At 59.5% G+C, this 12871-nt stretch carries 15 protein-coding genes; 7 read left to right on the top strand and 8 right to left on the bottom strand.

The annotated features are described in order from the left end of the window. The first annotated feature begins 75 nt into the window (after window positions 1-75). The gene (locus tag SLW74_RS06025) at window positions 76-594 is read left to right on the top strand and encodes an acyloxyacyl hydrolase (protein WP_065991785.1); all 519 of its coding nucleotides are present in this window, start codon (window positions 76-78) and stop codon (window positions 592-594) included. Between the two features lie 184 nt (window positions 595-778). Here SLW74_RS06025 and SLW74_RS06030 read toward each other — a convergent pair whose 3' ends face one another. The 6 genes from SLW74_RS06030 to SLW74_RS06055 all read right to left on the bottom strand — a co-directional run bounded on the left by SLW74_RS06030 (window position 779) and on the right by SLW74_RS06055 (window position 5889). Further along, complete coding sequence (locus tag SLW74_RS06030) at window positions 779-1090, bottom strand: YkgJ family cysteine cluster protein (protein WP_074883972.1); 312 nt, start codon at window positions 1088-1090, stop codon at window positions 779-781. Window positions 1091-1143: 53 nt separating this feature from the next. Next, complete coding sequence (phrB, locus tag SLW74_RS06035; protein WP_410928379.1) at window positions 1144-2589, bottom strand: deoxyribodipyrimidine photo-lyase; 1446 nt, start codon at window positions 2587-2589, stop codon at window positions 1144-1146. Window positions 2590-2598: 9 nt separating this feature from the next. Next, window positions 2599-3537 carry a MerR family transcriptional regulator gene (locus SLW74_RS06040; protein WP_296306606.1) on the bottom strand — a complete coding sequence of 313 codons (939 nt, stop codon included), beginning with the start codon at window positions 3535-3537 and terminating at the stop codon, window positions 2599-2601. Between the two features lie 2 nt (window positions 3538-3539). After that, on the bottom strand, window positions 3540-4520 hold the full coding sequence (locus SLW74_RS06045) for a 2-thiouracil desulfurase family protein (protein WP_065991788.1): 981 nt from the start codon (window positions 4518-4520) through the stop codon (window positions 3540-3542). 170 nt (window positions 4521-4690) lie between these two features. Beyond that, entirely contained in the window at window positions 4691-4906 is a 216-nt protein-coding gene (locus tag SLW74_RS06050) for a TIGR02450 family Trp-rich protein (protein ID WP_065991789.1), read from the bottom strand. Then, window positions 4903-5889 carry an NAD(P)/FAD-dependent oxidoreductase gene (locus SLW74_RS06055; protein WP_410928380.1) on the bottom strand — a complete coding sequence of 329 codons (987 nt, stop codon included), beginning with the start codon at window positions 5887-5889 and terminating at the stop codon, window positions 4903-4905. Before SLW74_RS06055 ends, SLW74_RS06050 begins: the two co-directional genes overlap by 4 nt. A gap of 297 nt (window positions 5890-6186) precedes the next feature. Between SLW74_RS06055 and SLW74_RS06060 the strand changes: the two genes are divergently transcribed. Both SLW74_RS06060 and hemH read left to right on the top strand, forming a co-directional pair. Next, on the top strand, window positions 6187-7089 hold the full coding sequence (locus SLW74_RS06060; protein ID WP_410928381.1) for a TIGR01777 family oxidoreductase: 903 nt from the start codon (window positions 6187-6189) through the stop codon (window positions 7087-7089). A gap of 14 nt (window positions 7090-7103) precedes the next feature. After that, window positions 7104-8132, top strand: a complete 1029-nt coding sequence (gene hemH, locus SLW74_RS06065; RefSeq protein WP_192132547.1) for a ferrochelatase — start codon at window positions 7104-7106, stop codon at window positions 8130-8132. Between the two features lie 232 nt (window positions 8133-8364). Here the strand turns inward: hemH and SLW74_RS06070 are convergent, their stop codons facing one another. Beyond that, entirely contained in the window at window positions 8365-9645 is a 1281-nt protein-coding gene (locus tag SLW74_RS06070) for a uracil-xanthine permease family protein (protein WP_410928382.1), read from the bottom strand. Beyond that, on the bottom strand, window positions 9645-10283 hold the full coding sequence (gene upp / locus SLW74_RS06075; RefSeq protein ID WP_065991794.1) for a uracil phosphoribosyltransferase: 639 nt from the start codon (window positions 10281-10283) through the stop codon (window positions 9645-9647). Before upp ends, SLW74_RS06070 begins: the two co-directional genes overlap by 1 nt. 197 nt (window positions 10284-10480) lie before the next feature. Between upp and SLW74_RS06080 the strand changes: the two genes are divergently transcribed. The 4 genes from SLW74_RS06080 (at window position 10481) to SLW74_RS06095 (ending at window position 12827) form a co-directional block, all read left to right on the top strand. Beyond that, window positions 10481-11038: a hypoxanthine-guanine phosphoribosyltransferase gene (locus SLW74_RS06080; RefSeq protein WP_037018287.1), complete on the top strand. Its 558-nt coding sequence runs from the start codon at window positions 10481-10483 to the stop codon at window positions 11036-11038. Window positions 11039-11294: 256 nt separating this feature from the next. Then, window positions 11295-11780, top strand: a complete 486-nt coding sequence (locus tag SLW74_RS06085; protein ID WP_410928383.1) for a hypothetical protein — start codon at window positions 11295-11297, stop codon at window positions 11778-11780. Between the two features lie 67 nt (window positions 11781-11847). Next, window positions 11848-12135, top strand: a complete 288-nt coding sequence (locus SLW74_RS06090; RefSeq protein ID WP_065991796.1) for a PA4642 family protein — start codon at window positions 11848-11850, stop codon at window positions 12133-12135. 230 nt (window positions 12136-12365) lie between these two features. Beyond that, complete coding sequence (locus SLW74_RS06095; RefSeq protein ID WP_410928384.1) at window positions 12366-12827, top strand: hypothetical protein; 462 nt, start codon at window positions 12366-12368, stop codon at window positions 12825-12827. Window positions 12828-12871: the final 44 nt, after the last annotated feature.

Below are 12871 nucleotides of genomic sequence, written 5' to 3' on the forward strand. Positions count from 1 at the left end.
TTCAGCCGCCGGCTTCTACAGCACTTCTGTCGATATAAAAAATTTCTAACTGCTTTCGAAAATAGGATGTTTCAGATGAAGCGACTGTTTTGTTTGGCTGCGATTGCGGCTGCTTTGTTGGGGCAAAGCGCAATTGCACAAGCTGATGGGGTCGAGTTTTCCGTAGGACAGACTGGCGAATCCACCATGACTTATCGTCTGGGCGCGCAGTTTGATTGGGATAAAAGCTGGTGGCAAACCGGTGTTGGTCGCCTGACCGGCTACTGGAGCGGTGCCTATACATACTGGGAAGGCGACAAGAATTCCAGTAATAACAGCCTGTCTTTTTCCCCGGTATTCGTTTATGAGTTCTCGGGTGAGAGCGTCAAGCCGTACATTGAGGCCGGTATCGGCGCCGCTGTATTCCAGCGCACCGAAGTGGAAGGTAACAAACTGGGCAGCGCGTTCCAGTTTGAAGACCGTCTGGGTTTTGGTCTGCGCTTCGCCGGCGGACATGAAGTTGGCCTGCGCGCCACTCACTACTCCAACGGCGGCATGACCACCAACAACGACGGTATCGAGAGCTACGCGATTCACTACACGATGCCGTTCTAAGCGTTTGATTGCGTATTGCGCGAGCGGTTTAACCGCACCTGCAACGTACCACCCGCTTCTTCCCGGCTGAGGCCGGTCCTACTGAAAAATCACCTCGTAGGACCGGCTTTAGCCGGGAATGTATCAGCCAACGCGGCTGGTGCAGGCGAACATCAACCCCCAGGCTTCCTGTTTGTCGCGACCATCACAAATAGGCCGTCGCAATCCCTTCTCTTTCGGCAATGCACTCCGGCGCACCCATTTCGAATTCCCTGCAAATCAACGGCCGACGGTCGTAGATCGTGCACATCATCGTGTCGCGATCCAGCGCTGCGCACCATCCATCGTCCAGGCGCAGCATGACTTCGCCGCCCCAGTCATCGGTGTCAATGTAACGCTCGGGCACGCCGGTGTCGGTGATCAGCATGACTTCCAGCTGACAGCAGCAGGCCGCACAGGTGGAACACGTGATAGCGGGTTCGGCAGGGAGTTGAAGCGAAGGGATCACAGTCGTCATGGGCGGCAGTTTAAATCACCGCGCAGCGGACGGCTAACCGGTGTGACGAATGCTCACCCATTCTCCTGCGTCTCGGCCTTGCGCTGGGGCAGCGACTTGAACGCTTGCAGCGCGCGTTCGCGGCTGGCTTTCAAATCGACGATGGGCGCGGGGTAACTTTCCACCCCGAACAGCCCGCCCTGCGCGGTGGGGTTATGGATGTCGCGCTTGTTCAACTCGGCCAGTTCAGGCACCCACTGCTTGATGAATCGACCTTCCGGGTCAAAGCGCTCCGACTGACTTTGCGGATTGAAGATCCGGAAGTAAGGCGACGCGTCGGTGCCGGTTGATGAACTCCATTGCCAGCCGCCATTGTTCGACGCGAGATCGCCGTCGATCAGGTGCTGCATGAAATAGCGTTCACCTTCACGCCAGTCGATCAGCAGATTCTTGGTCAGGAACATCGCCGAGATCATCCGCAGGCGATTGTGCATCCAGCCGGTTTCAAGTAACTGACGCATGGCTGCATCGACAATCGGCAGACCCGTACGGCCCTGTTGCCAGGCTTCCAGATCCTCCGGCGAATGGCGCCATTTCAGCGCTTCGGTTTCCGGCCGGAAGGCGCGATGACGGGAGACACGGGGAAAGCCTACGAGCACATGCTTGTAGAACTCACGCCAGAGCAGCTCGTTGATCCATGTCACCGAACCCGAATTGCCGGTTTCAAACTCCCCATTGTTGCTGCGCAGCGCCGAATGCAGACACTGGCGGGGCGAAATCACACCGGCCGCCAGGTACGCAGACAGCTGGCTGGTGCCAGGCTTGGCAGGAAAGTCGCGCTCTTGATCGTAGTAATGCACTTGCTCGTCGGTGAAGTTGTGCAGGCGATCACGCGCCTCGTCCTCACCGGCAGGCCAGAGGGAGCGCAGGCTTTCGGTCGGCGCGGCGAAACCCTTGACCGCGTCCGGCACGACATCGCTTTTGATGGACAGCTTCTGCTGTGCCTTGGGCAATGCAACCAGCGCTGGCATGGAGTAATGCAAGCGGGCGTAACAGACCTTGCGAAATTGCGTGAAGACCTTGAAGTAACCGCCGCTTTTGGTCAGCACGCTGCCCGGCTGAAAAAACAGCTGGTCGAGGTGGCGATGAAACAGAATGCCCGCGCCGTCGAGTGCGCTCTCCACCTCACGATCACGTTTGGTCTCGTTGATGCCGTACTCGTCGTTGACGTGCACGCTGTCGACCCCGTGTTGCTGACACAAGGTAAGGATCGCCTTGGGTGCCTGCGCCCACGTGTCTGCCTGGACCATCAGCAGAGGGACGTTCAGCGCCGCAAGTGCCTTGCTCAATTCGCGGAGGTTGCGCAGCCAGAAATCGACTTTGCATGGGGCATCGTCATGGCTCTGCCACTGGCCCGGGCTGATCATGTACACGGCCAGAGTCGGGCCCTGCTCCATGGCAGCGCTCAGCGCGGTGTTGTCGTGCACACGCAGATCGCTGCGCAGCCATATCAATTGCATGGTTATTCCTTAGAGAAGCCCCAGCCGCTGCAACGCGGCCTGGGCGGTCAAAGGGTCTTCGGCGAGGGAGAGGCCGGAGACTTCAGCCTCGGCTGCGGATAATTCCGTCGAATGAATGCGCACCGCGGGCCCGACGATCAACTTCGGGCACTCGATGTTGTGCAGCAGACGAGGCAAGTGGCCGACATTCAGTGATTTGCTGGAATACAACAGCACTGCGCGTGGCTTGAGGTATTCGCAGGCCAGGGCGAGTTCGCCGGCGGGCAAAGGCCAGTCGAACACTTCAACCGGGCAATCGGCACTGCTGAGCAGCCACGCGGTCAGCCACAAATGCGGTTCGAGCGGCAGATCGGACTGGTTGACCAGCAGCAAGGGCGCGCCGCTGACCTGACGATTGTTGTGATACAGCCGGGCGCCGAACTTGCTGCGCAGCCACGAGTAGAAAAACACCCGCTCCAGCTGCGCGCCGAACTGGCCTTGCCAGCGCTGCTCGAGGGACGCCAGCAAAGGCAGTAACAGTTGTTCACAGAGCGTGCGCGGTGGATACAGCGACATCGCGCGGTTGAGCGAATCATCCAGGCGTCGCTCGGCCAGGGCGCCGATGGCGTCCTGAAGGGTCTGGCGAAGAATGTCCCAATCGTTCTCGACACTCGGCGCGGGCGCCTGCTGATCGTCGATCAGTTGCTTGACCTGACTGACCGACACGCCGCGGTTCAGCCACGTAAGAATGGTCAGCACGCGGTCGACATGCTCGTGGCTGTAGAGCCGGTGGCCCTTTGGCGTGCGGTGGGGAACGATGAGGCCGTAGCGGCGTTCCCAGGCGCGCAATGTCACAGCGTTTACGCCAGTCAGGCGGGCGATTTCGCGAATCGGCAGCCAGCCGTTTTCAAACGCGCTCGCGGGGTCCTGCGGGTCGCCTTCCGGCGGTTGTTGCTCATTAGGGGTCATGGTCAAATCGCGTTGCGCAGACTGAGGTTTTCCGGATGCGGCTGCAGGTACACCTGCAGTGCAATGTACGGGTCGGGGTGTCGACGGAAATGGTGTTTGAGCAGCGTCAGCGGTACAACCAGCGGCACGATGCCCTGGTGGTACTGATTGATGAGGCCCTGGATTTCTTTCTTGTCGGACGCACTGAGTGTCTGGCGCAGATAGCCGCACAGATGCTGCAAGACGTTGGTATGGGTGCGCCGTGTCGCCGGTTTCTTGAGCGCGCTCATCAGCTGACTGAAATAGCGCGGGGCGATCTCGGCCGGGTCATTTCGGCCCATGGTGCCCAGCAGATTCCCCAGCGTCTTGTACTGGATGGGGTCGTTGGCCATCAGCTGGTATTTATAGCGGGCATGAAACTCGGTAAGCGCGCGGCGAGTGATGCCGTTTTTCAGCAGCGTCTGCCAGGCGGCATAGGCAAACACACGGGTAATGAAGTTCTCCCGCAGGACCGGATCGTTCAAGCGACCGTCTTCTTCCACCGGCAGATCAGGGTGACGCGCGCAAAACGCCTGGGCATAAATGCCGCGTCCGCCGGTTTCAAACGGCACGCCGTTGTCGCGGTAAACCTTCACGCGCTCCAGGCCGCACGACGGCGATTTCTGCATGAAGATGTAGCCGCAGATGTCGGACATCTCGGTGGCCATGTGTTCGCCGTAATCAGCCAGTTGCTCGGTCACGTTCATGGCGTGGTGAACACTGCCGACCGCTTGGGGATGCTCCGGGTCACCCACCAAACGGATGGCTTCGCGAGGAATGCCCATGCCGATGGCGACTTCGGGGCACGCGGGCACGAAATCGAAATATTCAGTGAGGGCTCGGGTCAGAAGGTGAGATTCCTTATGCCCGCCGTTGAACCTGACCTCCACACCCATCAGGCAGGCGCTGACGCCCAACTTGGGTTTGGAGGCTTGATCTGATGAATGATCGAGTACAGCAGACATGGACAAACCCTCGATGGACTTCTTATACAGATTCGTTTCTCTGTACAACATTTGCCCATGATAGGTTTGTGGCAGTGCAAGTCAAATAATTTGTACAAGATCGCGGAATGAAACGACAAGATGCGGGGATTTAGCTGCAATTGCGGGGTGGTGGGACGATTTGGAGGGGATTATTTCCAGCCCATCTTCCAGCTCTGGTCATTTTGCAGCGTCTGCCAGGGCAGCTTCTGGCTGCGTTTGGTCATCACCGCCTGCAGCTCAATCTCCAGCACTGTGCCTTCTTCATCACAAAAAAGTTCGGTGACCAGAAAGTGCTTCTCACGATGTTGAGGGGATGCTGCCGTCCACTTCGACAGCAGCAGCTTGCGCGGATTGAGTCGATTCATTTGAGGTGTTCCAGCAAACGCCGTGCGGCTTCCTGGCCGCTCAGCCATGCGCCCTCGACACGGCCTGACAGGCACCAGTCGCCGCAGACGTAAAGGCCCAGATCCGCATCCGACAACGCGCCGACTTCGCGCCCGCCAGCCGGTCTAGCGTACAGCCAGCGGTGGGCGAGGGTGAACGCCGGGGCCGGCATTGCGCAATTCATCAGCTCGGCAAATGCGCCGTGCAACTGATCGATGACGTCCTCCTTGGGCATGTCGACATGCTGACGGCTCCAGGCGCTGGTGGCGTGCAAAATCCACGTATCCATCTGGCTGTCGCGTCCGGGCTTGCTGCGGTTGCGGGCCAGCCAGTCGATGGCGCTGTCCTGCACGAAGCAGCCTTCAAGTGGCGTATCCAGCGGGGTGTCGAAGGCCAGCGCGACGGCCCAGGTCGGCTCCATTTTCACGCCCGCCACAACGCTTGCCAGTTTCGGTGCGTCGGCCAGCAGGGTAGTGGCCTGGGGCGCGGGAATGGCGATGACGACATGACTGAACGGGCCATGGCTTTGGCCGTCGGCATCCAGCAGATTCCAGTGTTGTTCGCCACGAAAGACTTCGGTGATGCGGCAGGAAAAGGTCACCGGCAGGTCGCCGAGCATGGCCCGGGTGATTGCACTCATGCGCGGCGCGCCGACCCAGCGCACTTGCTCATCGGGCGACAGGCTGAGTTTTCCACCATGAAAGTTGTAAAGCAGCGGCTTCCACTCGGCCACGTAGCCCTCGGCCTGCCACTGCTGCACGGCGGCGGCAAAGCGGCGATCGCGGGCGGTGAAGTACTGCGCACCCATGTCCAGTGCGCCGGCATCGCTGCGTTTGCTGGACATGCGGCCGCCACTGCCGCGGCTCTTGTCGAAGAGATGAATGCTATGCCCGGCGGCTTGCAGCGCCTGGGCGGCGGAGAGTCCGGCGATGCCGGTACCGATGATTGCGATGGGGACAGTCATAGGGGCCTCGTTACCTTGTCTGCACAGACTACGCCTCGGGCAAAAGCTGTACAATGCCGTTTTTCGGTATAAGTTGTCGCCCTGCAGAGGCAGGACGCGGACTTCCAAGGGCTCGCTGACAAGTCTGACGCTTTGCTGCAATCGTTCAACTGCACGATCGGGCTGTCCTAAAGAACAGCGGTGGAGTGGAGCGCCGTAACTTGACCTAAAGTTGAGTGATCATTCCGCGCACGAGCTCATGGCTTGTGAAGAAATAGACTCCGCAATTGCGATGAACGCCACGTAAGGAACTCAGTCATGCACATCTTGCTGACCGGCGGTACAGGCTTGATAGGGCGTCGTTTGTGTAAACACTGGCTCGCGCAGGGCCATCAACTGACGGTTTTGAGTCGCAAACCCGAGGAAGTGGAGCGGCTATGCGGCGCCAGTGTTCGCGGGATTGCACACTTCGATGACATCGGCAGTCAGCACGTCGATGCGGTGGTCAATCTGGCCGGCGCGCCCATCGCGGATCGCCCGTGGACCCGCAAACGGAAAATACTGCTGTGGGACAGTCGCATTACCCTCACCGAGCAATTGCTCACCTGGCTTGAACGCCGCGAGCAGAAACCCGGCGTGTTGATTTCCGGTTCCGCCGTAGGTTGGTATGGCGATGGCGGTGAGCGCGAACTCGACGAAGACGCGCAACCGGTCAGCGAGGATTTCGCCAGTCGCCTGTGCATTGCCTGGGAAGAAACCGCGCAACGTGCAGAAACGCTGGGCATTCGCGTGGTGCTGGTGCGCACCGGTCTGGTGTTGGCCGACGAAGGCGGCATGCTGCAACGCCTGCTGCCGCCCTTCAAGATGGGCATGGGCGGGCCGATCGGCAACGGACGCCAGTGGATGCCGTGGGTTCACATCGAGGATCAAATCGCCCTGATTGATTTTCTGATGAACCGGGATGACGCACGAGGTCCATATAATGCCTGCGCGCCTTCACCGGCTCGCAATCGGGATTTTGCCAAGACGCTTGCGTCCGTGCTGCACCGACCATCATTCATGCCGATGCCGGCCGTAGCACTTCGCTTATTGCTGGGCGAGCTGTCAATCCTGCTGCTGGGCGGTCAACGCGCTCGGCCAGACCGTCTGCAAGCGGCGGGTTTCACTTTCCGATTCACTGATCTGCGCGCAGCCCTGGAAAATCTTCTGGGCCGCCACTGACATCAAGGTGTTGCATGACCGATCACGCTTTATTGCTGGTTAACCTGGGCTCACCGGCGTCCACGTCGGTCGCTGACGTGCGCCGCTACCTCAATCAGTTCCTGATGGACCCTTACGTTATTGACGTGCCGTGGCCAGTACGTCGCTTGATCGTCTCGCTGATTCTGATCAAGCGCCCGGAGCAGTCGGCCCATGCGTACGCGTCAATCTGGTGGGACGAGGGTTCGCCGCTGGTGGTGCTGAGCAAGCGACTTCAGCAGGCCATGGTCAAGGAATGGAAACACGGCCCGGTCGAACTGGCGATGCGTTACGGCGAGCCGTCGATCGAGACCGTGCTCACGCGCCTGGCAGCCCAGGGCATCAAAAAGGTCACCCTGGCGCCGCTGTATCCACAGTTCGCCGACAGCACAGTGACCACGGTGATTGAAGAAGCCAAACGTGTCGTCAGTGACAAAAAGTTGAATTTCGACTTCTCGCTGCTGACACCGTTCTTCAATCAGCAGGAATACCTCGACGCGTTGGTGGCCAGTGTGCGACCGCATTTGCAGCAGGAATACGATCATCTGTTGCTGAGTTTTCACGGCTTGCCCGAGCGGCATCTCACCAAGCTCGACCCGACGGGCAATCACTGTTTCAAAAGCGGCAACTGCTGCGAAACAGCGTCGCCCGAGGTCCTGGCGGTCTGCTACCGCGCGCAGTGCATGCGCTCAGCGGCAGAGTTCGCCAAGCTGATGGGGATTGCCGATGGCAAGTGGTCAGTGTCGTTTCAGTCGCGCCTGGGCCGCGCCAAGTGGATCGAACCCTACACCGAACCGCATCTGGAGGAGCTTGCTGCTCAAGGCGTGAAGCGACTGCTGGTCATGTGCCCGGCGTTTGTCGCGGACTGCATCGAAACGCTGGAAGAAATTGGTGATCGCGGGGCTGAAGTGTTCAGGGAAGCCGGGGGCGAGGAGCTGGTGCTTATTCCATGCCTCAACGACGACCCGAACTGGGCTAAGGCGCTGAATACATTGTGCGAAAAGGCACCGGCGATGGTGGTGTAATAACCTGAAATTAGGTGTTGTGTTCATTCCCCGTGGGAGCGACCGGGGTGGCGTTCCACCTTGCTCGCGAATGCGTCTGTTCAAGCGGCATTGATGAACCCGATGCGCCGCCTTCGTGAGCAAGCTCACTCCCACAGTTTCGGTGTACGCCGCAAATCTAAGCTACTCCTACAGAATCCCAAAAAAAGGGGGCATCACGTGAGTGATGCCCCCTTTTCATAACGCTTGCGAACTACGGCAGCTGATCATCCAGTTGCTTGTTCTTCCACGCGTCATTGCCCGGCAGGATCAGGTTCAGCACGATGGCTGTGACGGCGCACAGCGCGATGCCTTTCATGCCGAAATCATCAGGGCCGTTGCCGGTGCCGATCAGCACGCCGCCAATGCCGAACACCAGCGTGACGGACACGATCACCAGATTGCGCGCTTCGGCCAGATCAACCTTGTGGCGGATCAGCGTGTTCATGCCCACCGCCGCGATCGAGCCGAACAGCAGGCACAGAATCCCGCCCATGACCGGCACCGGAATGCTCTGCAGCAACGCGCCGAACTTGCCAATGAACGCCAGGGTAATGGCGAAGATTGCCGCCCAGGTCATGATCTTCGGGTTGTAGTTTTTCGTGAGCATCACCGCGCCGGTGACTTCGGCGTAGGTGGTGTTGGGCGGGCCACCGAAGGCACCGGCCACGGTGGTCGCGATGCCGTCACCCAGCAATGTCCGGTGCAGGCCGGGCTTCTTCAGATAATCACGGCCCGTCACGCTGCCCACTGCAATCACGCCACCGATGTGCTCGATGGCCGGAGCCAGTGCCACCGGCACGATGAACAGGATGGCCTGCCAGTTGAATTCCGGCGCCGTGAAGTGCGGCAAGGCCAGCCAGGGTGCGGCGGCGATCTTCGCTACATCGACCACGCCGAAATAGAACGACAGCGCAAAACCCACCAGTACGCCCGAGATGATCGGCACCAGGCGAAAGATGCCTTTGCCGAACACCGCGACGATCAACGTCGTCAGCAGCGCCGCCATCGAAATGATGATGGCGGTGTTGTATGGGATGAGCTCAGCGGCTCCATCACCCGTCCGGCCCATCGCCATGTTGGCGGCAATGGGTGCCATCGCCAGACCGATGGAAATGATCACCGGGCCAATCACCACCGGCGGCAGCAGCCGGTCGATAAAACCGGTGCCTTTGACCTTCACGGCCAGGCCAAGGAAGGTGTAGACAAAGCCCGCTGCCATCACGCCGCCCATGGTCGCAGCAAGACCGAACTGGCCCTTGGCGAGGATGATCGGGGTAATGAACGCAAAGCTCGACGCAAGGAAGACCGGCACCTGACGGCCTGTCACCACCTGGAAGCACAAGGTGCCCAGACCCGCCGTGAACAGCGCCACGTTGGGGTCGAGGCCAGTGATCAGTGGCATCAATACCAGCGCGCCGAATGCCACGAACAGCATCTGCGCACCCGACAAGATCGTGCGCCAGAGTGGATCGTTGAACTCATCCGGCTTCATCAGGCGTCCTTCTGCTTGGTGCCGAAAATCTTGTCGCCGGCGTCGCCCAGGCCCGGAATGATGTAGCCGTGTTCGTTCAGTTGCTGATCGATGGACGCGGTATAGATGTTGACGTCCGGGTGGGCCTTCTCGACCGTGGCGATGCCTTCCGGCGCAGCCACCAGGACCATCGCGCGAATGTCGCGGCAACCGGCTTTTTTCAGCAGGTCGATGGTGGCAACCATGGAGGAACCGGTGGCGAGCATCGGGTCGATGATCAGCGCCAGACGCTGGTCGATCTCGGGAGCGAGCTTTTCCAGATACGTGTGGGCTTCGAGGGTTTCTTCATTGCGCGCGACGCCCACGGCACTGACCTTGGCGCCCGGGATCAGGCTGAGGACGCCTTCAAGCATGCCGATGCCGGCCCGCAGGATGGGCACCACGGTGATCTTCTTGCCGGCGATCTTCTCGACCTGAACCGTGCCGGCCCAACCCTGAATCTCGTAGGTTTCCAGCGGCAGATCCTTGGTCGCTTCGTACGTCAGCAGCGCGCCGACTTCCTGAGCCAGTTCACGAAAATTCTTGGTGCTGATGTCGGCACGGCGCATCAGGCCGAGCTTGTGGCGGATCAGCGGATGGCGGATCTCACGAATGGGCATAGGGGAAAGGCTCCAGCGGGCGGGCAAAAAAAACGGCTTAGATTAATCTATTCAGCTGTAACTTGTCCTTACGGTTAGGTTCGGGCGCCGACATTTCTGGAACGGCAGTGCAACATTAGTCCAGAAACACTTGCCCTGATGTCGGCGGATGCGTACCTTTGCCCGCTTTTCCTTACACAGCCCCCTTGGAGAGCGTCATGTCCGCTGATCTCGAGCATATCCGTCAAGTCATGCGCGAGGCTGACTGCCTTTACAACGAGGCCGAAGTCGAGGCCTCCATCGCCCGCGTCGGCGAGCAAATCAATGGCGTGCTGGCCGACCGTAACCCGGTGGTATTTTGCGTCATGAATGGTGGCCTGATCTTCGCCGGCAAGCTGCTCACTCATCTGAATTTCCCGCTGGAAGCGTCCTACCTGCACGCCACCCGCTACCGCAACGAAACCAGCGGCGGTGACCTTTTCTGGAAAGCCAAGCCCGAAGTCTCGTTCATCGATCGCGATGTGCTGATCATTGACGACATCCTCGACGAAGGTCACACCCTCGGCGCGATCATCGACTTCTGCAAACATGCCGGCGCGCGCGCTGTTCACACCGCGGTGCTGATCGACAAGGACCACGACCGCAAAGCGCGTCCTGACCTGAAAGCCGATTTCGTCGGCCTGCCTTGCATCGACCGCTACATCTTCGGTTACGGCATGGACTATAAAGGCTACTGGCGCAACGCGGCCGGGATCTATGCCGTGAAGGGCATGTAACGAACCCCAAACCGATCTACAGCTTCTGTGTCTGCCGAAGATTCTGGTGAATACCGGAGAGCTGTTGTAGGAGCGTGGCTTGTCCCGCGATCGGCGACGCAGTCGTCGTGAAGGCCGTGGCGCATTTGCTGATGCCATCAATCGTCTGGTCTGCTGCCGGTTCCCGGCAGATCGCGGGACAAGCCACGCTCCTACAGGTGTCCGGGTCAATGCGCGGCACATGCTAGAGTGCCCCCCACTTTTTCGGGAGGCGCCCATGACGTTATCGTTTCGAAGTACCGCTGCGTTTATGTTGCTGTTGGCGCTGCCACTCCCCGCCTTCTCTGAACCCATGCACGCGCAATACCTGCCGCCGGACGAGTTGTCCGTGCGCGAGGGCGAACCCGAGCAGCAGCAATTGCTGCAGATCACCGAGTATTCGGTGGTGGTCGGCAGCCAGCGGCAGTCGAATCAGCAGCCGATCCCGGTCACTTCACCGCTGATCCTGCGCCTCAAAGGCAAACCCATGAACAAGGGGGCGACCATTGCCGACGTGCTGATCCACTTCGACGGCGAAAGCAAAAGCCTGAAAAAACCGACCTACGACGAACCTTCGCGCACGCTGACGCTGTATTACCCGGCAACGCAATACCGCGTGCTCGTGGATTTGCTGCGTAACGAAAAGGTCTACTGCCAGTTCCTCAGCTATGCCAACGGTCACGTCTGGGCTGACCTGCACACCGGCAGCGTACGCGCGCGTTGAGCCCGCGGCCGGGCGGGGGGTAAACTGCCCGCCCGTGATATGTCCCGCAAGTCAGTTGGAGTCAGCAATGCGTAAAGATAAGAAGCAGGTGATTGGCGATGAAATCGGCGACGCCCAGATCAAGCTGTTCCTCGATTTCGAACCGGTCGACGCCACTTCGCCTTCGCTGCACAAGCTGATCAAGGCCTACCGTGGCCTGCGCGTCGACGACTTCGGGCGTTTTCTGACGTTCTTCAAGGAAGCCGGTTACGACCTCGACGGCAAAGACGAGCACGGCGATGACTTCGTTACGCTGATCAAGGATCAACGCAACGCCGAGGAATACATTGAGCTGATCAAGAACGCTAAAGGCTGAATCATGCAATTCCCGGGCGCCATCCTCCGGCGCCCAATGCTCCCCTCCGGTTATTCAGCAGGCTCGTGCTTCCACCCCGTCACTACGTAATCGAAAGACCCTTCCTACCGCAGCCTTCGGCGTTTGCGACTACCGAAAGCCGTGCGTCAAACCATAATCAGACCTGTGACACCGTTCACAAGGACGCGAGCAGGACGCTCGCCTTAATGATTGGAAAGGGAATTCATGACATGCAAACGATAGGGAATTACGTCACTCGCAGCATCGCCGTCATCACCATGATGGTTGCGGCAGTATCCGCTCAGGCGGCTTATCCCAGCAAAATCCAGCTCAACATCGAAATGTGGAATCAGTCTGGCACCGACCTCGCGCTGGTATGGGCCAGTTGGGCGTCGGCCAATGCCGATTACACCGGCTATGGCTTTTCGGCTGACGCACCCACCGCGTCTGTGTCCATCCCGCTGAAGAATCCGCGCAATGATGCAGCGAGCTTCCGCGTGAGCGGGGAGGGCAAAGTCTGTGAGTTCAGGGCGGCCCACTCAGTGACGTTCAGTTGGGTCTCGATCACGCCAGCGCCGGAGAAATCTGCAACGGGCACATCAATCGGGAAGGTCCCAGCCGAGTGCATTGCCTCGGTGATCAAAGGCACGAACTCGATGCAGGCGTATTCCGTCAGATTCGTGATGAAGTGATGTTCAAGCCGCAAAATTGCTTTGCGGCTACAGCCAATCCGGCC

It is taken from the genome of Pseudomonas sp. W5-36, assembly GCF_046540455.1.
In the GTDB taxonomy this organism is placed as follows: Bacteria; Pseudomonadota; Gammaproteobacteria; order Pseudomonadales; family Pseudomonadaceae; genus Aquipseudomonas; species Aquipseudomonas graminis_B.

What these genes read in the sequence shown, in the direction of transcription:
- SLW74_RS06025 (WP_065991785.1), top strand. Translation starts at nt 76, where the DNA reads ATGAAGCGACTGTTTTGTTTGGCTGCGATTGCGGCTGCTTTGTTGGGG.
- SLW74_RS06030 (WP_074883972.1), bottom strand. Translation starts at nt 1,090, where the DNA reads ATGACGACTGTGATCCCTTCGCTTCAACTCCCTGCCGAACCCGCTATC.
- phrB (WP_410928379.1), bottom strand. Translation starts at nt 2,589, where the DNA reads ATGCAATTGATATGGCTGCGCAGCGATCTGCGTGTGCACGACAACACC.
- SLW74_RS06040 (WP_296306606.1), bottom strand. Translation starts at nt 3,537, where the DNA reads ATGACCCCTAATGAGCAACAACCGCCGGAAGGCGACCCGCAGGACCCC.
- SLW74_RS06045 (WP_065991788.1), bottom strand. Translation starts at nt 4,520, where the DNA reads ATGTCTGCTGTACTCGATCATTCATCAGATCAAGCCTCCAAACCCAAG.
- SLW74_RS06050 (WP_065991789.1), bottom strand. Translation starts at nt 4,906, where the DNA reads ATGAATCGACTCAATCCGCGCAAGCTGCTGCTGTCGAAGTGGACGGCA.
- SLW74_RS06055 (WP_410928380.1), bottom strand. Translation starts at nt 5,889, where the DNA reads ATGACTGTCCCCATCGCAATCATCGGTACCGGCATCGCCGGACTCTCC.
- SLW74_RS06060 (WP_410928381.1), top strand. Translation starts at nt 6,187, where the DNA reads ATGCACATCTTGCTGACCGGCGGTACAGGCTTGATAGGGCGTCGTTTG.
- hemH (WP_192132547.1), top strand. Translation starts at nt 7,104, where the DNA reads ATGACCGATCACGCTTTATTGCTGGTTAACCTGGGCTCACCGGCGTCC.
- SLW74_RS06070 (WP_410928382.1), bottom strand. Translation starts at nt 9,645, where the DNA reads ATGAAGCCGGATGAGTTCAACGATCCACTCTGGCGCACGATCTTGTCG.
- upp (WP_065991794.1), bottom strand. Translation starts at nt 10,283, where the DNA reads ATGCCCATTCGTGAGATCCGCCATCCGCTGATCCGCCACAAGCTCGGC.
- SLW74_RS06080 (WP_037018287.1), top strand. Translation starts at nt 10,481, where the DNA reads ATGTCCGCTGATCTCGAGCATATCCGTCAAGTCATGCGCGAGGCTGAC.
- SLW74_RS06085 (WP_410928383.1), top strand. Translation starts at nt 11,295, where the DNA reads ATGACGTTATCGTTTCGAAGTACCGCTGCGTTTATGTTGCTGTTGGCG.
- SLW74_RS06090 (WP_065991796.1), top strand. Translation starts at nt 11,848, where the DNA reads ATGCGTAAAGATAAGAAGCAGGTGATTGGCGATGAAATCGGCGACGCC.
- SLW74_RS06095 (WP_410928384.1), top strand. Translation starts at nt 12,366, where the DNA reads ATGCAAACGATAGGGAATTACGTCACTCGCAGCATCGCCGTCATCACC.